The sequence below is a fragment of the Burkholderia stabilis genome (assembly GCF_001742165.1).
Lineage (GTDB): Bacteria > Pseudomonadota > Gammaproteobacteria > Burkholderiales > Burkholderiaceae > Burkholderia > Burkholderia stabilis.
Genome location: NZ_CP016442.1, coordinates 917,080 through 940,388 on the forward strand (window position 1 = coordinate 917,080; position 23,309 = coordinate 940,388).

Sequence of the window (23,309 nt, forward strand, 5' to 3'; positions counted from 1 at the left end):
GCGGCGTCTCTCGATACTGCAGGGCGTGCGCTTGCGCCGCCCCCGAACGCTCAATACTTCTTGCGGGCGCGTACCTTCTTCGCGGTCGGCTTCGCCGTCGCCCCACCGCCACCACCGCCGCCACCGCTCTTCTTCTTCGCGGCGGCCCGTGCGGCGCGCGCCTCCTTCACGGCGACGCTCGGCGCGCTCGCGGCCTTCTTGTGACGCGGCGCAACCTCCTCCGCCTGCGGCAGCGCGCGCAAGCGCGGGCCGTTGCGATCGGCGCCTGCGGCAGCCGGCGCGGGCGCGGGCGCAGGACGCGGCGCCTTCACCGGCGTATCGCGCACGAGGCGGAAATCGATCTTGCGCGCGTCGAGATCGACGCGGCTCACCTGTACGCGCACGCGGTCCGACAGGCGATAGCGGATGCCGGTCCGTTCGCCGCGCAGCTCGTTCTTGACTTCGTCGTACTGGAAGTAGTCCGAGCCGAGTTCCGTGACGTGCACGAGCCCTTCGATGAAGAGCGTGTCGAGCTGCACGAAGATGCCGAACGACGTGACGCCGTTCACCATCCCGCCGTACTCCTCGCCGAGCTTGTCGCGCATGAAGTAGCACTTGAGCCATGCCTCGACGTCGCGCGATGCCTCGTCCGCACGCCGCTCGTTCGCCGAACAATGCAGGCCGAGCTCTTCCCAGATCGCGGTGTTCGTGCGCGAGCGGTTGCGCGCTTCGTCGTCGGCCTGCTGCATCGCGCGGGCGCGCGGCGACAGCGCGGTGTTCAGCTCGAAGCCGTCCGGCGCCTTCGGCACGTACTTCTTGCCCGACAGGATCGCGTAGATCGCACGGTGCGTCAGCAGGTCGGGATAACGGCGAATCGGGCTCGTGAAGTGCGCGTACGCCTCATACGCGAGACCGAAGTGGCCGATGTTGTCCGGGCTGTAGACGGCCTGCTGCATCGAGCGCAGCAGCATCGGCTGCAGCATCTGTGCATCGGGCCGGTCGCGGATCTGCGCCATCAGCGCCGCGTAATCGCTTGCATGCGGCTTGTCGCCGCCACCGAGCGACAAGCCCATGCCGCGCAGGAACGCGCGCAGGTTCTCGAGCTTCTCCGGCGTCGGGCCCGCGTGCACGCGGTACAGGCCCGGGTGCTTGTTGCGCTTCAGGAAATCGGCCGCGCAGACGTTCGCGGCCAGCATGCATTCCTCGATCAGCTTGTGCGCGTCGTTGCGCTGACGCGGCACGATCTGCTCGATCTTGCCCTGCGAGTTGCAGACGATGTAGGTCTCGGTCGTGTCGAAGTCGATTGCGCCACGCTTCTGCCGCGCGGCGAACAACGCCTTGTAGACGCCATACAGATCCTGCAGGTGCGGCAGCAGGTCGGCGCGACGCGCGGCCTCCGGCCCCTTCGTGTTCGACAGCACGGCCGCGACTTCGGTGTACGTGAGGCGCGCAGCCGAATGGATCACGGCCGGGTAGAACTGGTACGCCTTGATCTCGCCGCGCGCGGTGATGATCATGTCGCACGCGAGCACGCAGCGATCGACCTGCGGATTCAGCGAACACAGGCCGTTCGACAGCTTCTCCGGCAGCATCGGGATCACGCGGCGCGGGAAATAGACCGACGTGCTGCGTTCGAGCGCATCGGTGTCGAGGCCGCTGCCCGGCTGTACGTAGTGCGACACGTCGGCGATCGCGACGATCAGCCGGAAGCCGTCGCCGCGACCGACCTTGACCGGCTCGCAGTAGACGGCGTCGTCGAAGTCGCGTGCATCCTCGCCGTCGATCGTCACGAGCGGCACGTCGCGCAGGTCGACGCGGAAGCGCAGGTCGGCCGGCCGCACCTTGTCGGGCAGCGCGGCGGCTTCGTCGAGCGCCGGCTGGCTGAACTCATGCGGCACGCCATACTTGCGCACCGCGATTTCGATTTCCATGCCCGGATCGTCGATATCGCCGAGCACTTCGACGACACGGCCGAGCGGCTGCGAATGACGGCTCGGGAAATCGGTGAGCTCGACGACGACGACCTGCCCGACCTTCGCCTTCTTCACGTTCTGCGTGATCAGGATGTCGTGGCCGATGCGCTTGTCTTCCGGTGCGACGATCAGCGCGCCGTTCTCGTTGAGCAGGCGGCCGATCACGCGCTTGTTCGCACGCTCGGTGACTTCGACGACATGCCCTTCGGGACGACCGCGGCGGTCGTAGCCGACGATCCGCGCGAGCACGCGATCGTTGTGCATCACCTTCTGCATTTCGCCGTTCGGCAAAAACAGGTCGTCCTGGCCGTCGTCGCGGATCACGAACCCGTAGCCGTCGCGATGCCCCTGCACGCGCCCGGCGACGAAGTTCGACGGATGGGTCAACTGGTAGTGGCCGCGCTTGTCGAGGCGGATCTGGCCGTCGCGTTCCATCGCGGCGACACGCCGGAAGAACCCCTCGCGCTCCTGACGCTTGATCGACAGCGCTTCGGCGATGTCGTTGGCAGCCAGCGGCGCGTCGCTCGTACGCAGCACGCCGAGAATTTCTTCACGGCTCGGAATGGGGTACGGATATTTGCTCAAGGGTTTGTCGATGATTGTTCTCGTTGCGTTGACTGATGGTGCACGGCATCAACATAGAGGTGTCCGTCAGACAGTTCTATATTGACGGCGGCGGCTCATTCTATCACCCGCCTGTGTCGCCAAATGACGCGAATGCCGCGGGCAGGCGCGGCAGCGGCCGGTTTGCGATGCGTCGCAAAAAAGTGTTGACACGAATAATTGGGGCGCTATAATTTCGCTTCTTTGCAGCAAGCAGCTACTGCAAAACGTGCCCAGGTGGCGGAATTGGTAGACGCACTAGGTTCAGGTCCTAGCGGTGGCAACATCGTGGAGGTTCGAGTCCTCTCCTGGGCACCACTTATTTGAAAAGGTCGGCTTCTAGCCGGCCTTTTTCTTTTTCCGGCCCGGGAAACAACGCGACCAATCACTCGCCGATGAACTTGCGCAGCAACCGGCACAACTCGTCGAATTCGCCCTTCGTGAATTTCCGCAGGCGGGCATTGAGCACCTTCGGCGCGATCTCCGGAATCTGCGCAGCAACCGCCTGCCCCGTTTCCGTCAGCGCGAGATTCACGACCCGCCGATCGCTCACGCTGCGCGAACGCTCGACGAGCCCCTTGCTCTCCAGTTTGTCGAGCAGGCGCGTCATCAGCCCCGTGTCGACGCCGAGCAACTTCGACAGCTCGAAAGGCGTCGCCGCACTGCCGACCCGCAGCGACAGCAAGACACCCATCTGCTGCGTCGTGATGTCGAGATCCTTCAACGCCGCATCCATCTCGGAAGCGACCAGGTTACGCGCCTTCGCGAGCGCAAAACCCACGCTTTCGGTGTGCAGGAAATTCTTCGGCGTGTAGTGTTCCATCGTGCTGCCCGCGTCGCATATTGTTGACCCACACAATAATTGCGACATCAGGATTTTTCAAGGCGCGCAAGCCCGCAACCACCGGCCCGCATCGACTCAATGTCCGCCGGCGGCCGCCGCGCCGGCTGCCACGCCCTTGCCCGGCCGCGTCACCCAGACCAGCGGGATGATCAGCACGAAGATCACCGCCGACAGCCAGAAAATGTCGTTCAGCCCCAGCATCGTCGCCTGCGCATTCAGCGTCGCCTCGATAAACGTGAGCGCCTTCGGCGTACCGGCATCGAGCGCGCCTTGCACGCTGGCGACCGCACTCGCGAAGATCGGGTTGTTCACGCTGCCCTGCTCGGCCAGTTGCGCGTGATGCAGGATCGTGCGGTCGTTCCAGCCGGTGCTCGCGAGCGACGTGCCGACCGCGCCCATGAACACGCGTGCGAAATTGGACAGGCCCGCGGCCGCCGGAATGCGCTCGGGCGGCAGCCCCGACAGGATGATCGACGTGAGCGGCGTCATGAAGAACGCCGTCGGGATGCCCTGCAGCAGCGTGGGCACCACGAGCGACCACGTATCGACGCCCGTCGTATAGCGCGAGCGCATGAAGAACACGCCTGCAAACCCGAGAAACGCGAGGGTGACGAGCACGCGCATGTCCGATTTCGGCATCACCTTGCCGACCACCGGCGCGAGCATCACCGCAAAGATGCCGAGCGGTGCGGTCACGAGGCCGGCATTGACGACCGGATAACCGAGCGAGCCCTGTATCCATTGCGGCAGGATCACGAGGTTGGCGAAAAATACTGCGAACGCAATCGAAATCGCCACCGTTCCGCCGAGGAAATTTCGCTGTGCAAACAACCTGAGATCGACGATCGGCCGTGCTTCGGTCAACTCCCAGATCAGGAAGAACACGAAGCCGACCACCGCGACGATCGTCAGGATCCAGATCGTCGATGAATTGAACCAGTCGAGATCCTTGCCCTTGTCGAGCATCACCTGCAGCGCGGCGACCCACACGACGAGCGCGATCAGCCCCACCTTGTCGATCGGCAGCTTGCGGACCGGCGTTTCGCGGTTGCGATAGAGCGCCCAGATCACTGCGGCGGCAAACAATCCGACAGGCACGTTGATGTAGAAGATCCACGACCAGCTGTAGTTGTCCGTGATCCAACCGCCGAGCGCGGGGCCGGCGATCGGCCCGACGGTCGCCGTCATCCCCCACAGCGACAGCGCGCTCGAACTCTTCTCCTTCGGGAACGAAGCCAGCAGCAACGCCTGGGACAGCGGCACGAGCGGCCCGGCCACGGCGCCCTGGACGATCCGCGCGGCGAGGAGCACGGTCAGGTTCGGAGCGAGGCCGCACGCGGCCGACGACAGCACGAACAGCAGGATGGCCCATACGAACAGCTTCACCTGCCCGACCCGCTGCGTCAGCCAGCCGGTCAGCGGGATCGACACCGCGTTGGCCGCCGAGAACAGCGTGATGACCCATGTCCCCTCGTCGATCGATACGCCGAGATTGCCCGAAATGGTCGGGATCGCGACATTGGCGATCGACGAATCGAGGACGTTCATGAACGTGGCAAGCGCCACCGCGAGCGTACCCAGCGCGAAACTTGCGCCGGTCAGCGGCGCCGGCGCACCCGAACTTTCAGACGGTTTCATAGGATGCCCTTCTGGTCAGGCGCCGCACGGATCGCTGCCGCGGCGTCGAGCAAAAATTAACTGACAAGTCAGATAAATAATGGAAAAAAGCGATCAACGCGGCCCGCGGGTCTTGCCCGCGTCAACGCCAATCGCTGACTCTGAGTTTTCTGCAAAGAATATATTTGACTATGCAATCAAATGCAAGCTGAAGGCGACGCGCCCCGATCGATCGCCTGCCCGCAGACGGGTACCCCCGCGCCTTATGCCCGCCAGTCGGATCGATAGCAGAATTTATCGGTTATCGTCCGCCAGCCCCGTTGGTACGTTAGCCGGCTCGCTTCAATGCAACGACCCCAACGAGGAGCACGATTCATGACGTCGATGAACCGCCGCGCGTTCGCGCGCGCGATGCTGGCCGCAGGCCTCACTGTCGCGGGCGTCCGGACGCGCGCCGAGAACGCGCCTGGTGCGCTGCGCATCGGCTACCAGAAATCGTCGACGCTCATCACGCTGCTCAAGACGCGCAGCACGCTCGAGCAGACGCTTGCGCCGCTCGGCCTGCGGGTGTCGTGGCATGAGTTCGCGAGCGGATTGCCGCTGACCGAAGCGCTCAACGTCGGCGCTGTCGATTTCAGCGCCGATGTGGCCGACACGGTCCCGGTCTTCGCGCAGGCCGCGCATGCGCGTTTCGTGTACGTCGCACAGGAAGCGCCTTCGCCGAAGGCACAAGCGATCGTGGTCAAGCAGGACAGCGCGTTGCGCACGCTCGCCGATCTCAAGGGCAAGCGCATCGCGGTCACGAAAGCGGCCGGCAGCCATTACCTGCTGCTGGCCGCGCTCGCACGCGCAAAGCTCGCGCCGGCCGACGCGGCGATCCACTACCTGACGCCCGCGGACGGCCGCGCGGCGTTCGAGCGCGGCAGCGTCGACGCATGGATCACGTGGGATCCCTATGTCGCGTCGGTCGACCGGAATCCCGACGTGCGAATCCTGGCCGACGGCAACGGACTCGCTTCGTACCAGCGCTACTACCTCGCCTCGAGCGGTTTCGCCGCCGCGCGCCCTGACGTCATCCAAATCCTGTTCGACCAGTTGTCGCAGGCTGGCGCGTGGTTGCGCGAACACCCGCAGGAGGCCGCGAACACGCTCGCGCCAATCTGGGGGCTCGACGCGGGAACGATCGCACGCGCGAACGCGCGACGCAGCTACCTCGTCCGCTCCGTGGACGCGCAAAACTTCGGCGAACAGCAGAAGATCGCCGACACGTTCCTGGCAGCCGGACTGCTGCCGGCCCGCGTCGATACGAAACAGGCGCTGCGCTGGAATTTCACGGCGAAACGCGCAGATCCGGTCGGCGCGTAAGAGGCCGTTTGGCGAGGGGCCATATTTTTCGTCGCTTTCGATGAAATTATGTTGACAGCCCTTCCGAACACGCTAGAATAGCGGTCTTCGCATCGCAGCAAGCGAAACGTGCCCAGGTGGCGGAATTGGTAGACGCACTAGGTTCAGGTCCTAGCGGTGGCAACATCGTGGAGGTTCGAGTCCTCTCCTGGGCACCACTTATTTGAAAAGGTCGGCTTCTAGCCGGCCTTTTTCTTTTTCCGGCCCGGGAAGTGAAACACCTGCGTGCATTGCGGGGAACTCGAAAGGCCGCACTTATGCGACCGAGCCCTCCCCAGGGACGACTCAATGAAAAAGGCCGGCTTTTAGCCGGCCTTTTTCATTGACGGCCCCGGATACAAAGCGGGATCGGGGCCGCGAATTCGAGACGCTCAACGAGCACAGCTGGCACGCACGAAACACTCCGATCCCGCATCAGCCCCACTCGGCCGGACGACCATCCAGACATGGCCTCCGGCCGCCAACCTCAAGCGCCGTTCCAGCGTTTCGCGGCAATCGCGACGCGCTCGCCCAGCACTTCGGCCGTCTTTCGATCGCTTTCGAGAATCGCATCGCCACCCTCGTCCGCGTTCGCCTGCGCCATCGCGCCGAGGAACGATCCAAGCCGATTCAGATCGTTGACCGAGCCCTTGCTGTTGTTGTTGCCGGGCATCAGGCCGAGGCTGACCCACAGCATCTGATGCTGGGCCGCGAAGACAGCCAGTTGCTGCAGCGTCGCGAGTTTGTCGCCGCTTTGCGAAGCCGATACCGTGAAGCCTGCCGCCAGCTTGTCTCGCCACTTGCCCCAGTACTTCGACGATGCGTCCATGAAGCCCTTGAACTGGGCGGACGCGCTGCCCATGTAGGTCGGCGAACCAAAGACGATCGCCTTGGCATCGCGCTCCAGATACTCCCAATGCTCGTCGATCGCATCGACAGGGATCAGCTTGACCGACACGCCGTCGACTTTCTCGACACCACGCGCGACCGCATCTGCGATGACGGCCGCATGGCCGTAGCCACTATGAAACACCACTGCGATTTCAGACATGAAAAGCTCCTTGTCGCGGACTATTCCGCAAAAAAACGTTACCGCGATAGTAACAGAAATAATTGCAATGCAAGCGCCTCTGCTTGCCCGTGCCGCGCGCTCCATTACCGTTGATGGCTGCGCGATGCACATGATGCGGACAAGCGAGCCGACAATCGCGGCGCGCGCGGCCAGCGCGGCACCTCCGACACACCCCGACAATAATTTCTTCGGCGATGGACTTGAATAGGCGTTCAGGAAATTCGCTCATTCCTCTCCGGCGGCAATCCTTCGCCTCGGGATCGCCCCGGCATCGCCATTCTTCGGATACGGTGAATCCCGCGCCCCTCCCCACACGATGGCGCACAAAAGCTATTGACAAGCCGTTCAGGCACGCTATAATTGCGGTCTTTCGCGATGCAGCAATGCGAAACGTGCCCAGGTGGCGGAATTGGTAGACGCACTAGGTTCAGGTCCTAGCGGTGGCAACATCGTGGAGGTTCGAGTCCTCTCCTGGGCACCACTTATTTGAAAAGGTCGGCTTCTAGCCGGCCTTTTTCTTTTTCCGGCACAAAAAGCAAAGCGCCTGCGTGGCCGAGCCCTCTCCCGAGCACCCTCTGTTTTTGAAAAGGTCCGCTTCCAGCCGGCCTTTTTTCATTTCCGGCCTCGCATCACTCACGTCGCACGGTGTGACGAATCCCCCCTTGCCATCTCCCGGCCGGACAAATCGCCTCCGCTGTGACCTCACGCGCCTCCAGACGCGCCTCGAAGCTTCTGCCGCACGGCCTCACAACCCATCCCCGTTTTCCCGACACACGCACCGCCACCCTTCCTCTTCGGCAAAACCGGGATTTCCCTAGGCTGACATGCCGGTGCTCCCGCGGTTAAATAAATCAACGTGATTTATTTAATGCGCCGACACGCGGCGCAGCATGGAAGGAGACGCCATGAGAAGCCCGCACATCGGCCAGGGAAGCAATTCGGCCAACGTGCGCCGTTACAACGAACGGCTGCTGCTGAAGACGCTGCGCCGTGCAGGCAGCGCGTCGAAAGCCGATCTCGCCCGCCTCGCGAACATGACGGGCACGGCGGTCGGCAGCATCATCACGTCGCTCGCCGACGCCAAGCTGATCGAATTCGCGGGTCGTACCGAAGGCCAGCGCGGCCAGCCGGCATCGCTGATCCGCCTCGACCCGCGCGGCGCGTTCGGTATCGGCGTCCATCTCGACCGGATGCGCATCGAGACGGCGCTCGTCAACTTCGCGGGCGACGTGCTCGGCCGCCGCTCGCACGACACACTGCTGCCGCCGCCCGCCGACGTGCTCGAGATCGTGCGGCACGACATCGACGCAATGCAGGCCCTGCTCCCGGACCATGAACGCGCCCGCCTGACCGGCGTCGGCGTCGCGCAGCCATACAACCTCGGCGCATGGATGCGCGAACTCGGCCTCGCGCCCGACACGTTCCGCGCATGGGAAGACGTCGATTTCGCGAGCGACCTCGGTCGCACGCTGTCGCTGCCCGTGTTCGGCGAAAACGACGGCAACGCGGCCGCGATCGCCGAGCTGTTCTACGGCTACGGCCGGCAGTGCGACGACTTCGTCTACCTGTTCATCGGGCCGGCGATCGGCGGCGGCATCGCGGTCGACGGCGACTGCCTGCGCGGCGTGACCGGCAACGCGGGCGACATCGCCGTGATTCCGGTGCCGCCGAGCCGGCTCGCCTCCGCGCCGCCGCCGCGCGGCCCGTGGGACATCCTGCTCGCGCGCGCGTCGCTGCATGCGCTCGTGCGCCATCTGCGCCATCACGGCGAGGCGGTCGAGAACCGCGCCGATCTCGAAGCATGCATCGCCCGCGGCCTGCCGGCCGTCGACGAATGGATCGACGACTGCGTCGATGCACTCGCGCCGGCATTGCGCGCGGTGCTGTGCGTGATCGATGCGCCGGTGGTCGTGCTCGACGCCGACACCGACGCGGGCCTGCTCGACGCAGTCACGACACGCCTGCGCGCGGCGCTCGTGGCCACCGCGCCCGAAGCGCGCGGCACGCCGATGCTCGTGCGCGGCACGTTCGGCGCCGACGCCGGCGCGATCGGCGCCGCCACGCTGCCGATGTTCTTCAACTTCTCCCCGCGGGCCGGCATCCTCAAGGGCGCCCGCACCGACTCGCAGGAGGTCCACCATGCCGCGTTCTGAGGCGCCCCGCCCGTTGCTCGAAATGCGCAGGATCAGCAAGACGTTCCCGGCCGTGCGTGCGCTCGACAATGTCAGCCTGACCGTCTATCCGGGCGAGATCCATTCGCTGATGGGCGAAAACGGCGCCGGCAAATCGACGCTGATGAAGATCCTGTCGGGCGCGTATCGTGCCGACGCCGGCGGCGAGATCCTGATCGACGGCGAACGCATCGAGATCGACGGCCCGCTCGCCGCGCGCGATGCGGGCGTCGCGGTGATCTACCAGGAGCTGTGCCTGTCGCCGAACCTGAGCGTCGCGGAAAACATCTACATCGGCCGCGAACTGCGGCGCGGCAACCGGCGCTGGGGCACGATCGACCGCGCGGCGATGGCGCGCGGCTGCCAGGATGTGCTCGCGCGCCTGGGCGCGTCGTTCGGGCCCGACACGCTCGTCGACACGCTGTCGATCGCCGAACAGCAGCTCGTCGAAATCGCACGCGCCGTGCACACCCGCGCCCGCATCCTCGTGATGGACGAACCCACCACGCCGCTGTCGTCGCGCGAAACCGAGCACCTGTTCCGCCTGATCCGCCAGCTGCGCGAGGAAGGTCTCGCGATCATCTACATCAGCCACCGGATGGCGGAGATCTACGAACTATCCGACCGCGTATCGGTGCTGCGCGACGGCGCGTACGTCGGCACGCTCGAACGCGAATCGCTGTCGGCCGAGCGTCTCGTCGCGATGATGGTCGGGCGCGACATCTCCGGCTTCTACAAGAAGGAACACGCGCCGTACGACCCCGGCCACCTGCTGCTGTCGGTACGCGACATCGCCGACGGCGCGCGCGTGCGCGGCTGCAGCCTCGACCTGCACGCCGGCGAGGTGCTCGGCATCGCGGGGCTCGTCGGCGCGGGCCGCACCGAACTCGCGCGGCTGATCTTCGGCGCCGAGCCGCGCGCGCGCGGCGACGTGAAGCTGGGCGACCGCACGTTCGGCGCACATTCACCAAGCGACGCGATCGATGCGGGCCTCGTCTACCTGACCGAGGACCGCAAGCGACAGGGCCTGTTCCTCGACATGAGCGTGCGCGACAACATCAACATCTCGGTCTGCAACCGCGATGCGCGGCTCGGCGCGCTCGATCTCGCGCGCGGCGCCGAACGCGCGCGGGACGCGATTTCGTCGTTGTCGATCCGCGTGCCCCACGCGAACGTCAACGTCGGCGCGCTGTCGGGCGGCAACCAGCAGAAAGTGCTGCTGTCGCGCCTGCTCGAAACGAAGCCGCGCGTGCTGATCCTCGACGAACCGACGCGCGGCGTCGACATCGGCGCGAAATCGGAGATCTACCGGATCATCAACGAACTGGCCCGCGCCGGGGTGGGCGTGATCGTGATCTCGAGCGAGCTGCCGGAAATCATCGGCGTCGCGGATCGCGTGCTCGTGATGCGCGAAGGCGAGATCGCGGGCGAACTCGGCGGCCACACGCACACGCCCATCACGCAGGAAGCGATCATCGCGCTCGCCACCGGCTCGCCGGCCGAGCTCACCGATGCGCACTGAGCGCGCTCTTTCATTTCCCACTTACATTCAGGTTACCGAAATGATCAACCCGACCAAGCAGCGGAACCTCGCTTCCGCGACGGCCCATCCGGTGGGCGATCGTCCTTCCCCGTTACGCGTCGCCGACCATCGCGCACGCATGCAGTCGCTGATCCGCACCGCCGGCATGCTGCCGGTGCTGCTGGTGCTGTGCATCGGCTTCGGCTTCCTGACCGACGGCTTCTTCACGCTGCAGAACCTGTCGATCGTCACGCAGCAGGCGTCGATCAACATCGTGCTCGCCGCCGGCATGACCTTCGTGATCCTGACCGGCGGCATCGACCTGTCGGTCGGCTCGGTGCTCGCCGCCGCGGCCGTCGCGGCGCTGCTCGCATCGACGATCCCCGGCTGGGGCTGGCTCGGTGTGCCGTTCGCGCTCGTCGTCGGGCTCGCATTCGGCGCGATCAACGGCGGGCTGATCTCTTTCCTGCGCCTGCCGCCATTCATCGTCACGCTCGGAGCGATGACGGCCGTGCGCGGCGTTGCGCGCCTGATCGGCAACGACACGACCGTGTTCAACCCGCAACTGCCGTTCGCGTTCATCGGCAACGGCACGATCCTCGGCGTGCCGTGGCTCGTCGTGATCGCGTGTGCGGTGATCGCGATCTCGTGGTTCATCCTGCGCCGCACGGTGCTCGGGATGCGGATCTATTCGGTCGGCGGCAATCCGGAAGCCGCGCGCCTGTCGGGCATCAACGTGCGGGCGATCCAGATGTTCGTGTACGCGGCGTCGGGGCTGCTCGCCGGGCTCGGCGCAGTGATGTCGGCCGCGCGCCTCTATGCGGCCAACGGCCTGCAGCTCGGCCAGTCCTACGAACTCGACGCGATCGCCGCGGTGATCCTCGGTGGCACGAGCTTCGTCGGCGGCGTCGGCTCGATCGTCGGCACGCTGATCGGCGCGCTGATCATCGCGGTACTGACGAACGGCCTCGTGCTGCTCGGCGTGTCCGACATCTGGCAATACATCATCAAGGGGCTCGTGATCATCGGCGCCGTCGCACTCGACCGCTATCGCCAGCGCGACTCGGCGCGCACCTGATCCTCTCCCGTTCATTCAACCTTGCGGCGCAGGCAGACCCTCCTGCGCCCGTCCGCCAACAAACCTCACGGAGACACAACGACATGTTCAAGCACAAAGCCGCCCTGACCGCCGTCGCCTGCGCGCTCGCCTTCGGCGCCTCCGCCGCACACGCGGCCGACAAGCCGCTCAAATCGATCGGCGTCACGGTCGGGTCGCTCGGCAATCCGTACTTCGTCACGATCGTCAAGGGCGCCGAGGCGCGCGCCAGGCAGATCAACCCGAACGCAAAGGTCACGGCCGTGTCGGCCGACTATGACCTGAACAAGCAGTTCACGCAGATCGACAACTTCATCTCCGCGCACGTCGACATGATCCTGCTCAACGCGACCGATCCGAAGGCGATCGAGCCGGCGGTGAAGAAGGCGCAGGCAGCCGGCATCACGGTCGTCGCGGTCGACGTCGCGGCGGCCGGCGCGAATGCGACGGTGCAGACCAACAACGTGAAGGCCGGCGAACTCGCGTGCGACTACATCGCGAAGAAGCTGAACGGCAAGGGCAACGTGATCATCGAAAACGGCCCGCAGGTGTCGGCGGTGATCGATCGCGTCAACGGCTGCAAGGCCGTGCTCGCGAAAAACACGGGCATCAAGGTGCTGTCGAGCGACCAGGACGGCAAGGGCTCGCGCGAAGGCGGGATGAACACGATGCAGGGCTACCTGACGCGCTTTCCGAAGCTCGATGCGGTGTTCACGATCAACGACCCGCAGGCGATCGGCAGCGATCTCGCCGCGAAACAGCTGAATCGCCCGAACATCGTGATCACGTCGGTCGACGGCGCACCCGACATCGAGGTCGCGCTCAAGTCCAACACGCTCGTGCAGGCATCGTCGAGCCAGGACCCGTGGGCGATGGCGCAGCAGGCCGTCAACGTCGGCTACGGCATCATGAACGGCCAGAAGCCGGCCAATCCGATGATCCTGATCGAGCCGACGCTCATCACGCGCGACAACGTGAAGACGTACAAGGGCTGGAGCACGCCGCGCTGATCGCGCCGCCTGTCCACCCGCCCAACCGGGCAGTGCGGGCCGTGTCGCCAGGCGCGACGGCCCGCACTGCCCGCCTTTTCGGATCAACCGCCGTACGGCCGTGCACAACGCCACGGCACAAGGTTTCGACATGACGACGACGTTCCCCCGCCTGATCGTATTCGGCGAAGCGCTGACCGATTTCATCCGCGACGACACGCAGCACTGGCACAGCATCGCAGGCGGTTCATGCTGGAACGTCGCGCGCGTCGGCGCGCGGCTCGGCGTGCCGACGGCATTCGCCGGCACGGTCAGCCGCGACATCTTCGGCGACGAGCTGATGCACAAGAGCGCCGACGCGGGGCTCGACATGCGCTTCATCCGGCAGGTCGACCGCGCACCGCTGCTCGCGATGGTCGTGTCGAAGCAGCCGCCCCACTATTTCTTCATCGGCGAAAACAGCGCCGATCTCGCGTTCGATCCGGCCGACCTGCCCGCCGGCGCGTTCGACGCGGCCGAAATCGTGCACGTCGGCTCGCTCGGCGTCGTGCGCGAACCGCTCGCGGCGCGCCTGATCGAGGTAGCGCAAGCGGCACGCGCGGCCGGCAAGCGGATCTCGTTCGACCCGAACTTCCGTGCGCCGATGGCCGTGCCGTCGTATCGCGACACGCTGCGCCGGCTGGCCGGGCTCGCCGACTGGATCAAGGTATCCGACGAAGATCTGCACGGGTTGTTTCCCGAACTCGACGAAACGGCCGCGCTGGCGCAACTGCGCGCGTGGGCACCCGACGCGACGATGCTCGTCACGCGCGGCGCAGCCGGCATGCAGCTGCTGCATCGCGATACCGCGCTGTTCCAGCCCGCGTTCCCGACCGACGTGGCCGATACGGTCGGCTGCGGCGATGCCAGCATCGGCGGCTGGCTCGCGAGCCAGCTTGCACGGCCCGATGCACCGGCGGCCGAGCATCTGCGCTATGCGGCCGCGTGCGCGGCAGTCGCCTGCGAGCACGCAGGCGCGTATGCGCCAACGGCCGCTGAAGTGGCCGAGATGGCCGGCCGCGCTACCTTCGCGGTGCTTTAGCGACAGGTAACGCGTGCGCGCCCGTCATCACGTGGCGGTCGCCCCGTCGTCGCCACCCGGCTGCATGCCGGCCTGCAGCAGTTGCAGGCTCTCGTCGACGCTCAGTTCGGACATCTCGTCGTCGCGCAGCGTGTCGTCCGCCGCGCGGCGCAACGCATGCAGCGCATGCACCTTGAGCCGCACGATCGCGAGCCGCAGCCCGCGCGCCGCGCATTCGGCCGCGAACGTGCGCAACGATTCGATCGTCGTGCCGTCGACATCGGGTGTCTCCTCGAGGCTCAGCATCACCGTATGCGTGTCCGGCGCGGCCTTCATCAGCGCGCGCACGCGATTGAGCATCCGGTCCGCATTCGCGAAGAACAGCTGCGCCTCGGGCCGCACGATCAGCACGCCGGGCACCGGCTTCGCCTCGGCATGGCTCGCGACGTCGACGAAGTCGTGGCTGTCGCGCAGCCGGCCCAGCACGCTGACGTTCGGCTCCGACAGCTTGCGCAGCGTCAGCAGCAGGCTCACGCCGATGGCCGCGAGCAGCCCGTGCAGCACGCCGAGCACGAGCACCGCGAGCAGCGCGGCGATCACGACGAGCCGGTCGCGATGCCAGACCCAGTACGGCCGGAATACGGACGGATGCAGCGAGTGGCTGACCGCGAAGATCACGATCGCCGCGAGCACGGGCTCCGGCGTGCGCGCCAGCTGCGGCAGCAGCAACCATACGATCAGCGCGACCACGCCCGCCGCCCACAGGCCGGCAAAACGCGACTGCGCGCCGGCCGCCTCGTTCGCCGACGTCGCCGAATAGCCGGCGCCGACCGGCATCCCGTGCAACAGGCCCGACACGAGATTCGAACATCCGAGCGCGACGAGATCCCGATTCGGCGACACGGTGTCGCCATGCTTCAGCGCGAAGTTGCGGATCGATCCGTACGACTCCGCGTACAGGATCAGCATCAGCGCGAAGCCGAGCTCGACCGTCTGCATCCACGCGTTGCGGTCGAGCTGCGGCAGGCCGAATTCGAGGTGCTTGAAGTCGATATGACCGACGATCGCGATCCCGTACCGCTGCCAGTCGATCGCATAGCCGATCGCGATCGACAGCACGATCACGACGAGCGTGGCGGGCACGCGCGAGCGGCGGCCGAGCACGAACAGCAGCGCAAGCGCGGTCGCGCCGAGCACGACGCTCGCGAGGTTCGCATGCGGCGCGCCGGCGATCAGGTCGAGCGCGACATGCGGTGCATCGCTGTGCTGCATGGAAATCGCGAGAATCTTCGGCAACTGCTTGATGACGATCGTCAGCGCGAGCCCGAACGTGAAACCGCGCAGCACGGGCCGTGCGATGAAATCCGACATGCCACCGAGCCGCGCGACGCCGGCCAGGATGAACAACACGCCCGTCATCGCGACGAGCGCCGCCGCGAGCGCGAGCTGCGCGGCGGGCGCCATCCCCGACTCCGCCAGTACGGTCGCCGCCAGCACGGCGGCCGACGACGACGTCGACGACACGATCGCGAAGCGGCTGCTGCCCGTCAGCGCATAGACGACGAGCCCCGACAGCAGCGCGATGAGGCCGGCCTGCGGCGGCAGGTTGGCCAGCCCCGCATAGGCGACCGCCTCGGGAATCAGCAGGCCGGCGATCGACAGGCCGGCCAGCGCATCGAGGCCGATGCGCTGCGTGCGCGGCGGCGGCGCCGCGTCGAGCGCGGTGAAATGGTCGGCATGCTGCGGGCCGGCGTCGGGGCGAATCGGGGCAGTCGTCATGGGGCGCTCGCCGGCGTGGGTCGGTCAGGGTTTGACGGCGATGACGCCCGACCAGCCGGGCAGATAGCGCGCATCCTGATCGTGCGCGCGGTGCAATGCGACGTCGAGCGCCTTCGCGAAGTTCTTGCGGATCTGATCGAGCGACACGTGCTGGCGCAGGTAGTCGGCCCACAGGAATTCGCTGAACGGCGTCGCATCCTTCGCATAACCGCCCGCCGTGCGCAGCTCGCCGGCAAGGCTGCGGTACGGATCGTCCTCGAGCCCCGTCAGCACCTTGGGCAAATGCGCATAGTCGCGACGCGTCCCGTCCGGGCCGAACGGGTGCACCCACTGGTTGTGCTCCATCATCCGCCAGAAGATCGTGTCGTCGAGCCACGACAGGTCCTTCAGCAGCATCGCGTTCACGCGCGACTCGCCTTCCTCGATCAGCGCGAGGCCGAGATGGTGGTGATCGGTGATGTAGTGCAGCCCGTCCGGGCCGAGCACGGCCGGGAACCAGTGCGATTCGATCGCGGCCTTGCGCGCGCGCTTGTCGAGCGCCTTCCAGTGCTTGCGCTTCGCTTTCACTTCGCGATAGCCGACCGTCATCTGGGTCGGACGCAATGCGTCGAGCCGGACGGGAATGAGATGAACGTCGTTGCCGAGTGCCATGGTCGTACCCCATGTTGCGAAATTCCGGCAACGATACTCCTGATCGCGCGAGCCGTTAATACGTCATGACCTCGATACGCATCCGGTTGACGATCTCTGACAACCGGTCGTGCACGCGTGCCTGCTACGCGCGCAGGTCGTCGCGTTCGAGCCGGTGACGCACGTAAGGGATGCCGTCGTGCACGACGCCCACGCGGCGCATCCCGAGCTTGCGCGCGACGTTCAGCGAACCGCCGTTGGCCTCGGCGATGTCGGCGATCACGCGCGGCAGGCGCACCGTGTCGAATGCGTGACGCACGACGGCTTGCGCGGCCTCGCTCGCGATGCCGCGCCCCCACGTCGCGCGCATCAGCCGCCAGCCGATCTCGACGTCGCGCGCGCCATCCGCATAGTCGGGAATCAACAGGACCCAGCCGATGAACGCATCGGGCGCGGCTTTCTCGAAGATCGACCAGTAGCCGAGACCCGGCGGATAGTCGCGCGTGATCCGGTGCGTGACGAAGCGCCGATGCTCGACGGGATCGTGCCACGGGCCCGCGATGTGCCGCGTGACCTCGGGATCGCGATCCATCGCGATGCACGCATCGAGATCGGCCAGCACGCGCGGACGCAGCCACAGTCTTTCGGTTTCGAGCACGGGCAACGCAGCGGCAAAATGGTCGGTCATCGGGACTCCTGATTCGGTGACGATGCGCATCGGGCGCATTACAGAACTGATACAAAAAGCCTTCCGGAATGATACAGATGCCTGTCACCTGCCTCGCGCGGCGCCGTTTCCGTTTTCGAAACAGTTCATTTCGTAGGGATTATTCCCGATTCAACGTTATCGCGCCCCACATCGCGCAGCGCGGCGGCCTACACTCGATCAGTGCCCCCGCACCGCGCGCAAGCCGGGCCGGCACCCGCATGCACATCGTGAGCGCGCACGGCAACGAGGAGACCTCGGACATGAGCTGGACCCGCGAGCAACGCAACGTCACGATCGCCGCCTACCTGGGCTGGACGCTCGATGCGTTCGATTTTTTCCTGATGGTTTTCGTGCTGAAGGACATCGCCGCCGAATTCTCGTCGACGATTCCCGCCGTCGCGTTCGCGCTCACGCTGACGCTGGCGATGCGCCCGCTCGGCGCGCTGATCTTCGGCCGGCTCGCCGATCGCTTCGGCCGCCGCCCGACGTTGATGGTGAACATCGCGTGCTACTCGCTGCTCGAACTCGCGTCGGGTTTCGCGCCGAGCCTGACCGCACTGCTCGTGCTGCGCGCGCTGTTCGGCATCGCGATGGGCGGCGAATGGGGCGTCGGCTCCGCGCTGACGATGGAAACCGTGCCGACCCATGCGCGCGGCTTCGTGTCGGGGCTGCTGCAGGCCGGCTATCCGAGCGGATACCTGCTCGCGTCCGTCGTGTTCGGCCTGTTCTACCAGTACATCGGCTGGCGCGGGATGTTCATGGTCGGCGTGCTGCCCGCGCTGCTCGTGCTGTACGTGCGCGCGCACGTGCCCGAATCGCCGGCGTGGAAACAGATGGAGAAACGCCCGCGCCCGAGCCTCGGCGCCACGTTGAAGCAGAACTGGAAGCTCACGATCTACGCGATCGTGCTGATGACCGCGTTCAACTTCTTCTCGCATGGTACGCAGGATCTCTATCCGACGTTCCTGCGCGAACAGCATCATTTCGATCCGCATACCGTGTCGTGGATCACGATCGTGCTGAACATCGGCGCGATCGTCGGCGGTCTGTCGTTCGGCACGATCTCGGAGCGGATCGGCCGGCGCCGCGCGATCTTCATCGCCGCGCTGATCGCGCTGCCCGTGCTGCCGCTGTGGGCGTTCTCGAGCGGCCCGCTCGCCCTCGCCGCCGGCGCATTCCTGATGCAGATTTCGGTACAGGGTGCGTGGGGCGTGATTCCCGTTCACCTGAACGAGATTTCGCCCGACGAGATCCGCGCGACCTTCCCCGGTGTCGTCTATCAGCTCGGCAACCTGCTCGCGTCGGGCAACGCGACGATGCAGGCATCGCTCGCCGTGTCGCACGACAACAATTACGGCATGGCGCTCGCGCTCGTGGCGGGCACCGTGGCCGTCGCGATCGCCGTGCTGATCCTGTTCAGCCGCGAGCGGCGCGGCATCGACATGACGCAATCGGTCAATACGCGTAGCACCGTCGGCTGATCCCCCGCATTGCCGCATCGCACCATCGCGCGCGCCCCGCTCCGCCGGGGCCGCGCCTCACACTTTCCGCATCCGCACATCGAACTAGAGGAATTGGTCCAGATTCCCCGCTTGCCCGCTGTGCCCGCGTTTTTTTACTCTTAATAAAAACGATCGTTTGAATCACATAATCGAATCACCTGTTCGCGGCCGGGCGACCGGCATGGGAGGCGGAACATGGCAGTAAGTCAGGAGGGGCGGCCGCCCGCGGGACGGCCGTCCGGGGCACGGTCATCCGGCACTCGGCAGACCGGGGGGACGAAGGCGCGCATTCTCGATGCGGCCGAGGACCTGTTCATCGAGCACGGCTTCGAAGCGATGTCGATGCGGCAGATCACTTCACGCGCGGCGGTCAACCTTGCCGCGGTCAACTACCACTTCGGCAGCAAGGAAGCGTTGATCCACGCGATGCTGTCGCGACGGCTCGACCAGCTCAACCAGGAGCGTCTCGCCATCCTCGACCGCTTCGATGCGCAGCTCGGCATGCACATCACCTGCGAGCACGTGCTCGGCGCGATGTTCATTCCCGCGCTGAAGGCCTCGCGCAATCCCGAACGCGGCGGCCCCGGGTTTCTCCGGCTGATCGGCCGCGCGTACACCGATCCGTCGCCGTTCGTGCGCAACTTCCTGACCGCGCACTACGCGAGCGTCGCCGGCCGCTTCTTCGACGCATTCCAGCGCGCGTTGCCGCATCTGCCGCGCACCGAGCTCGGCTGGCGGCTGCACTTCGCGATCGGTGCGCTGTCCGGCGCGCTCGCGGGCGCCGAAACGGAAAGCCTGATCGACGAGTTCTCGCAGGGCCGCACGATGAACGACGTGCAGATGATCGCGCGGCTGTCGTCGCTGATCGTCGCCGCGCTGAAGGCGCCGATGCCCGACAGCGCGCAACTGTCGATCTTCGCGGCGGTGCTCGACGACGCGGGAGCGAGCGAAGCATTCGGGCTGCCGCCGGGTGCCGCGACCGCCGATACGGCGACGCTGCATTCCGCGAGCTGAGCGCGCGAGGCCACGCGCGGCTTCCTGTTCACGATTTGATTGATGCGCGGGGTCGTGCGGAGCGTCGAGGCGCCCGCGTCGATCGACCGCCAGACACGGGGCACGGACCGGCGACTAGACGCCTGCCCGTACCAAAAGCAAAGACCGGAGACACGTCATGTCATCTTCCGCAGCAACCGCAGCGACCCAGGTTCCGCCGAACACCGACGGCATCTGGTACGCGTCTTACCCGCCCGGCGTACCGCACGAAATCGACGTCGCGCAATACGCGTCGCTCGTGCAGTTCTTCGACGAATGCACGACACGCTTCGCCGAGCGCGTCGCCTACGTGAGCGCGGGCGCATCGATGACCTATCGCACGCTCGCGCAGAAAGTCGACGCGTTCGCGTCCTATCTGCAGAGCCTCGGCGTGAAGCCGGGCGACCGTGTCGCGATCATGCTGCCGAACACGTTCCAGTACCCGGTTGCGCTGTTCGGCACGCTGAAGGCCGGCGCGATCGTCGTCAACGTCAACCCGCTCTACACCGTGCGCGAGCTCGCGCACCAGTTGAAGGACAGCGGCGCGCAGACGATCGTCGTGTTCGAGAACTTCGCGCGCACGCTGCAGGACGCGCTGCCTGAAACGCAGGTGAAGAACATCGTCGTCACCGCGCTCGGCGACCTGCTCGCCGACGGCTTCAATGCGAAAGGACGCCTGATCAACTTCGTGCTGAAGCACGTGAAGAAGCTCGTGCCGGCCTACCACCTGCCGCAGGCGATCCGGCTGCGCTCCGCGCTTGCGCTCGGCGCGCGCGGCAAACCGCAACCCGTGCAGACGACCCGCGACGATCTCGCGTTCCTGCAATACACGGGCGGCACGACCGGCGTCGCGAAGGGCGCGATGCTCACGCACGGCAACCTGATCGCGAACCTGCTGCAGGCGAAGGCCTGGATCGCCGACCAGGTGTCGGGCGACGTCGAAACCGTGCTCACGCCGCTGCCGCTCTATCACATCTATTCGCTGACGGTGAACGCGTTCATCTTCATGGGACTCGGCGGGCGCAACATCCTGATCGCGAACCCGCGCGACATGAAGATGGTGATGAAGATCATCCGCAACGAAACGTTCACGGGGATCACCGGCATCAACACGCTGTACAACGCGTTCCTCGACAACGAGGAGTTCCGCAAGCGCGACTTCTCGAAGCTCAAGCTGGCGATGGCAGGCGGGATGGCGATGCAGCGCGCGGTCGCGGAGCGTTTCCAGCAGGTGACGGGCCGGCCGGTCGTCGAAGGCTACGGCCTCACCGAATGCTCGCCGATCGTCACGATGAACCCGGTCGACCTGAACGACATGGCCGCATTCAGCGGCTCGATCGGCCTGCCCGCGCCCTCCACCACCGTGCGCTTTCGCCGCGAGGACGGCACCTGGGCCGCGATCGGCGAGCCGGGCGAGCTGTGCGTGCACGGTCCGCAGGTGATGCGCGGCTACTGGCAGCGCCCCGACGAGACGGCCAAGGTGATCGATGCCGATGGCTGGCTCGGCACCGGCGACATCGGCGTGATGGACGAACGCGGCTTCATCCGCCTCATCGACCGCAAGAAGGACATGATCCTCGTGTCGGGCTTCAACGTGTATCCGAACGAGATCGAGGAAGTACTCGTGATGCACCCGGGCATCAGCGAAGCCGCGGCGATCGGCATTCCCGACGAAATACAGGGCGAGCGGATCAAGGTGTTCGTCGTGCGCCGCGACCCGTCGCTCACGGTCGACGACGTGCTCGCGCACTGCCGCAAGAACCTGACCGGCTACAAGATGCCGAAATTCGTCGAGTTCCGCGACGCACTGCCGCAGACGAACGTCGGCAAGATCCTGCGCCGCGCGCTGCGCGACGAGGAACTCGCCAAGATCAAGGCCACGAAGCAAGGCTGAACGCCCCATCGCTCCGGGAGACGCTGTCGATGAACGAAGGAAAGAAAACCCGCGCGCGGCATGCCGCCGCCGCGGTGGTCGCCTGCATACTGTCGCTCGCGCAGGCCGGCCTGCACGCGCAGGAAACGACGGACGCCGCGAGCGCTGCACAGGGCGTCGCGCTGCCGGCGGACCTGGCGAAGGTCACCCGCGAGCCGGTCGCGCAGCAGGCGCGCTGGCTGCGTACGGCCGCACAGCGCGGCACGCTCGCGCAACTCGACGACGCGACGCTCACCGCGCTCTTCAAGGCGCTCGATCCGCTCGCCGTGCCGGCCTACATCCACAACGGGCCGAACGGCTATCCGTCGTACCAGTTCACGATGGTGCGCCAGGAGCGCATCAGCGGGAAATGGTCCGACACGCCCGACCGGATGCTGGTGAAAACGACCCGCGAGCCGCTGCGGGTCTACGCGAAATGGCAGTCGGGCGGCGCGCACGCGGGACAGGAAATCATCTACGACACGACGCAGCGCAAGGACGAGATGTACGGCCACCTCGGCGGCCTGCTCGGCAAGATTCCGCTGTGGACGTCACTTGACGGCGCGCTCGCGCGCGCGCAGTCGAATCACCAGGTGAAGGATCTCGGCACCGAGTTCATCACGAACCTGTACCTGACCGAAGGGAAGAAATACCTGGAAGCCGGCGTGCAGCGGCCGACCCAGGTGGAAGTCAGGACGATCGGCGGCGTGCGCGTCGTCGCGCTCACCTACGAAACGCCGACCGGCCGGCCGCAGTTCTATGCAAAGAAGGAAATCCTCGGGCTCGACCTGCACGCGCCCTATTTCCGGACCGTCGAGTCCTATGACAACGACGGCAAGATCTTCGAGCGGATCGTCATCGAGAAAATCGCGCCGGCGACGCTCGACGACACCGCATTCGATCCGAAGAACCCCGACTACGCGTTCTGATGCGCGCCGGCGGGGCCGGCCTCGTGCTCAATCGTCATCGTCGTCGCCGTGGTGCCGGTGCCAGTGCTTGTAATAGTGCTTGCGCCACTTCCGGTAGCGATCGTCGTCGTCATCGCCGTAGTAGCCGTATCCGTAACCCGGATAGGCGACCACGGCCGGCTGCGGCGCCACATAGACCGGCGCCGGCTCGACATAGACCGGTGCGACCGGTACGCCGATGCCGACCGACAGGTCGACGTGCCCCGCCATCGCACTGCCGGAAGCCAGCAACGCCACGCCCCCGACCCACCCTGCCCATCGCCTCTTGTTCATGTTCTGGATCCCTGATATACCGGCCCGCCCGGCTCGCGAGCCTAATGTAAGCGCCGCACGCACGCCAAGGTGATACGGCGCTGCGAGAGTCGTAACGCGACGTAACGAAACCGGTTTGGCCGTTCGGCCGAATCGCGAAAATGCGCTGGAACGTCTATAGTGGGTTACGGTTCGACACAATCACGACTGCGCGCA

General features: G+C 66.0%; 19 protein-coding genes and 3 tRNA genes. 14 read left to right on the forward strand and 8 right to left on the reverse strand.

The genetic code is table 11. The features are described 5' to 3' along the window. Positions 1-50 precede the first annotated feature (50 nt). The gene (gene rnr, locus BBJ41_RS04350) at positions 51-2,537 is read right to left on the reverse strand and encodes a ribonuclease R (protein ID WP_069745467.1); all 2,487 of its coding nucleotides are present in this window, start codon (positions 2,535-2,537) and stop codon (positions 51-53) included. A gap of 249 nt (positions 2,538-2,786) precedes the next feature. Here rnr and BBJ41_RS04355 point away from each other — a divergent pair. Further along, a tRNA-Leu gene (locus BBJ41_RS04355) sits at positions 2,787-2,873 on the forward strand. 67 nt (positions 2,874-2,940) lie between these two features. On the opposite strand, the gene BBJ41_RS04360 is transcribed toward BBJ41_RS04355, so the two are convergent. Both BBJ41_RS04360 and BBJ41_RS04365 read right to left on the reverse strand, forming a co-directional pair. Continuing rightward, entirely contained in the window at positions 2,941-3,378 is a 438-nt protein-coding gene (locus BBJ41_RS04360; RefSeq protein ID WP_069745468.1) for a MarR family winged helix-turn-helix transcriptional regulator, read from the reverse strand. Between the two features lie 96 nt (positions 3,379-3,474). Further along, positions 3,475-5,037 carry a DHA2 family efflux MFS transporter permease subunit gene (locus BBJ41_RS04365; RefSeq protein ID WP_069745469.1) on the reverse strand — a complete coding sequence of 521 codons (1,563 nt, stop codon included), beginning with the start codon at positions 5,035-5,037 and terminating at the stop codon, positions 3,475-3,477. A 354-nt stretch (positions 5,038-5,391) separates the two neighbouring features. On the opposite strand from BBJ41_RS04365, the gene BBJ41_RS04370 reads away from it, so the two are divergent. Then, on the forward strand, positions 5,392-6,381 hold the full coding sequence (locus BBJ41_RS04370) for an aliphatic sulfonate ABC transporter substrate-binding protein (RefSeq protein WP_069745470.1): 990 nt from the start codon (positions 5,392-5,394) through the stop codon (positions 6,379-6,381). A gap of 110 nt (positions 6,382-6,491) precedes the next feature. Continuing rightward, positions 6,492-6,578, forward strand: a tRNA-Leu gene (locus BBJ41_RS04375). A 308-nt stretch (positions 6,579-6,886) separates the two neighbouring features. Here the strand turns inward: BBJ41_RS04375 and BBJ41_RS04380 are convergent. Continuing rightward, positions 6,887-7,450, reverse strand: coding sequence for a flavodoxin family protein (locus BBJ41_RS04380; RefSeq protein ID WP_069745471.1), 564 nt, complete (start codon positions 7,448-7,450; stop codon positions 6,887-6,889). On the opposite strand from BBJ41_RS04380, the gene BBJ41_RS40210 reads away from it, so the two are divergent. The 7 genes from BBJ41_RS40210 (at position 7,449) to BBJ41_RS04410 (ending at position 14,330) form a co-directional block, all read left to right on the forward strand. Next, complete coding sequence (locus BBJ41_RS40210; protein WP_156814741.1) at positions 7,449-7,679, forward strand: hypothetical protein; 231 nt, start codon at positions 7,449-7,451, stop codon at positions 7,677-7,679. The genes BBJ41_RS04380 and BBJ41_RS40210 overlap by 2 nt on opposite strands. A gap of 186 nt (positions 7,680-7,865) precedes the next feature. Beyond that, positions 7,866-7,952 (forward strand) — tRNA-Leu (locus BBJ41_RS04385). Between the two features lie 424 nt (positions 7,953-8,376). Continuing rightward, on the forward strand, positions 8,377-9,624 hold the full coding sequence (locus BBJ41_RS04390; RefSeq protein ID WP_069747583.1) for an ROK family protein: 1,248 nt from the start codon (positions 8,377-8,379) through the stop codon (positions 9,622-9,624). Further along, positions 9,611-11,164, forward strand: coding sequence for a sugar ABC transporter ATP-binding protein (locus BBJ41_RS04395; RefSeq protein ID WP_069745472.1), 1,554 nt, complete (start codon positions 9,611-9,613; stop codon positions 11,162-11,164). Before BBJ41_RS04390 ends, BBJ41_RS04395 begins: the two co-directional genes overlap by 14 nt. Positions 11,165-11,204: 40 nt before the next feature. Continuing rightward, positions 11,205-12,242: an ABC transporter permease subunit gene (locus BBJ41_RS04400; protein ID WP_069745473.1), complete on the forward strand. Its 1,038-nt coding sequence runs from the start codon at positions 11,205-11,207 to the stop codon at positions 12,240-12,242. An 83-nt stretch (positions 12,243-12,325) separates the two neighbouring features. Further along, positions 12,326-13,270: an ABC transporter substrate-binding protein gene (locus tag BBJ41_RS04405; protein ID WP_069745474.1), complete on the forward strand. Its 945-nt coding sequence runs from the start codon at positions 12,326-12,328 to the stop codon at positions 13,268-13,270. Positions 13,271-13,400: 130 nt separating this feature from the next. Further along, positions 13,401-14,330: a carbohydrate kinase family protein gene (locus BBJ41_RS04410; protein WP_069747584.1), complete on the forward strand. Its 930-nt coding sequence runs from the start codon at positions 13,401-13,403 to the stop codon at positions 14,328-14,330. A gap of 27 nt (positions 14,331-14,357) precedes the next feature. Here BBJ41_RS04410 and BBJ41_RS04415 read toward each other — a convergent pair whose 3' ends face one another. From BBJ41_RS04415 to BBJ41_RS04425, 3 genes are all read right to left on the reverse strand, one after another. After that, complete coding sequence (locus tag BBJ41_RS04415) at positions 14,358-16,088, reverse strand: SulP family inorganic anion transporter (RefSeq protein ID WP_069745475.1); 1,731 nt, start codon at positions 16,086-16,088, stop codon at positions 14,358-14,360. A gap of 24 nt (positions 16,089-16,112) precedes the next feature. Further along, positions 16,113-16,739 carry a ParB-like protein gene (locus BBJ41_RS04420; RefSeq protein ID WP_069745476.1) on the reverse strand — a complete coding sequence of 209 codons (627 nt, stop codon included), beginning with the start codon at positions 16,737-16,739 and terminating at the stop codon, positions 16,113-16,115. Positions 16,740-16,863: 124 nt separating this feature from the next. After that, complete coding sequence (locus BBJ41_RS04425; RefSeq protein WP_069747585.1) at positions 16,864-17,406, reverse strand: GNAT family N-acetyltransferase; 543 nt, start codon at positions 17,404-17,406, stop codon at positions 16,864-16,866. Between the two features lie 281 nt (positions 17,407-17,687). Between BBJ41_RS04425 and BBJ41_RS04430 the strand changes: the two genes are divergently transcribed. From BBJ41_RS04430 to BBJ41_RS04445, 4 genes are all read left to right on the forward strand, one after another. Further along, the gene (locus BBJ41_RS04430) at positions 17,688-18,908 is read left to right on the forward strand and encodes an MFS transporter (protein WP_069747586.1); all 1,221 of its coding nucleotides are present in this window, start codon (positions 17,688-17,690) and stop codon (positions 18,906-18,908) included. A gap of 216 nt (positions 18,909-19,124) precedes the next feature. Next, positions 19,125-19,943 (forward strand): TetR/AcrR family transcriptional regulator, encoded by an 819-nt coding sequence (locus tag BBJ41_RS04435; protein WP_069745477.1) that lies wholly within the window; start codon positions 19,125-19,127, stop codon positions 19,941-19,943. Between the two features lie 157 nt (positions 19,944-20,100). Beyond that, a complete protein-coding gene (locus BBJ41_RS04440; protein WP_069745478.1) occupies positions 20,101-21,855 on the forward strand; it encodes an AMP-binding protein in 1,755 nt (584 codons plus the stop codon). A gap of 29 nt (positions 21,856-21,884) precedes the next feature. Beyond that, on the forward strand, positions 21,885-22,802 hold the full coding sequence (locus BBJ41_RS04445; protein WP_069745479.1) for a DUF1571 domain-containing protein: 918 nt from the start codon (positions 21,885-21,887) through the stop codon (positions 22,800-22,802). A 27-nt stretch (positions 22,803-22,829) separates the two neighbouring features. On the opposite strand, the gene BBJ41_RS04450 is transcribed toward BBJ41_RS04445, so the two are convergent. Next, positions 22,830-23,114: a hypothetical protein gene (locus BBJ41_RS04450; protein WP_069745480.1), complete on the reverse strand. Its 285-nt coding sequence runs from the start codon at positions 23,112-23,114 to the stop codon at positions 22,830-22,832. Positions 23,115-23,309: the final 195 nt, after the last annotated feature.

Bases quoted from the DNA above. Each gene is read 5' to 3' on its own strand.
- BBJ41_RS04395 (WP_069745472.1), top strand. From the start codon at position 9,611: ATGCCGCGTTCTGAGGCGCCCCGCCCGTTGCTCGAAATGCGCAGGATC.
- BBJ41_RS40210 (WP_156814741.1), top strand. From the start codon at position 7,449: ATGAAAAGCTCCTTGTCGCGGACTATTCCGCAAAAAAACGTTACCGCG.
- BBJ41_RS04365 (WP_069745469.1), bottom strand. From the start codon at position 5,037: ATGAAACCGTCTGAAAGTTCGGGTGCGCCGGCGCCGCTGACCGGCGCA.
- BBJ41_RS04380 (WP_069745471.1), bottom strand. From the start codon at position 7,450: ATGTCTGAAATCGCAGTGGTGTTTCATAGTGGCTACGGCCATGCGGCC.
- BBJ41_RS04370 (WP_069745470.1), top strand. From the start codon at position 5,392: ATGACGTCGATGAACCGCCGCGCGTTCGCGCGCGCGATGCTGGCCGCA.
- BBJ41_RS04400 (WP_069745473.1), top strand. From the start codon at position 11,205: ATGATCAACCCGACCAAGCAGCGGAACCTCGCTTCCGCGACGGCCCAT.
- BBJ41_RS04450 (WP_069745480.1), bottom strand. From the start codon at position 23,114: ATGAACAAGAGGCGATGGGCAGGGTGGGTCGGGGGCGTGGCGTTGCTG.
- BBJ41_RS04390 (WP_069747583.1), top strand. From the start codon at position 8,377: ATGAGAAGCCCGCACATCGGCCAGGGAAGCAATTCGGCCAACGTGCGC.
- BBJ41_RS04430 (WP_069747586.1), top strand. From the start codon at position 17,688: ATGAGCTGGACCCGCGAGCAACGCAACGTCACGATCGCCGCCTACCTG.
- BBJ41_RS04425 (WP_069747585.1), bottom strand. From the start codon at position 17,406: ATGACCGACCATTTTGCCGCTGCGTTGCCCGTGCTCGAAACCGAAAGA.
- BBJ41_RS04435 (WP_069745477.1), top strand. From the start codon at position 19,125: ATGGCAGTAAGTCAGGAGGGGCGGCCGCCCGCGGGACGGCCGTCCGGG.
- BBJ41_RS04440 (WP_069745478.1), top strand. From the start codon at position 20,101: ATGTCATCTTCCGCAGCAACCGCAGCGACCCAGGTTCCGCCGAACACC.
- BBJ41_RS04415 (WP_069745475.1), bottom strand. From the start codon at position 16,088: ATGACGACTGCCCCGATTCGCCCCGACGCCGGCCCGCAGCATGCCGAC.
- BBJ41_RS04445 (WP_069745479.1), top strand. From the start codon at position 21,885: ATGAACGAAGGAAAGAAAACCCGCGCGCGGCATGCCGCCGCCGCGGTG.
- BBJ41_RS04360 (WP_069745468.1), bottom strand. From the start codon at position 3,378: ATGGAACACTACACGCCGAAGAATTTCCTGCACACCGAAAGCGTGGGT.
- BBJ41_RS04410 (WP_069747584.1), top strand. From the start codon at position 13,401: ATGACGACGACGTTCCCCCGCCTGATCGTATTCGGCGAAGCGCTGACC.
- BBJ41_RS04405 (WP_069745474.1), top strand. From the start codon at position 12,326: ATGTTCAAGCACAAAGCCGCCCTGACCGCCGTCGCCTGCGCGCTCGCC.
- BBJ41_RS04420 (WP_069745476.1), bottom strand. From the start codon at position 16,739: ATGGCACTCGGCAACGACGTTCATCTCATTCCCGTCCGGCTCGACGCA.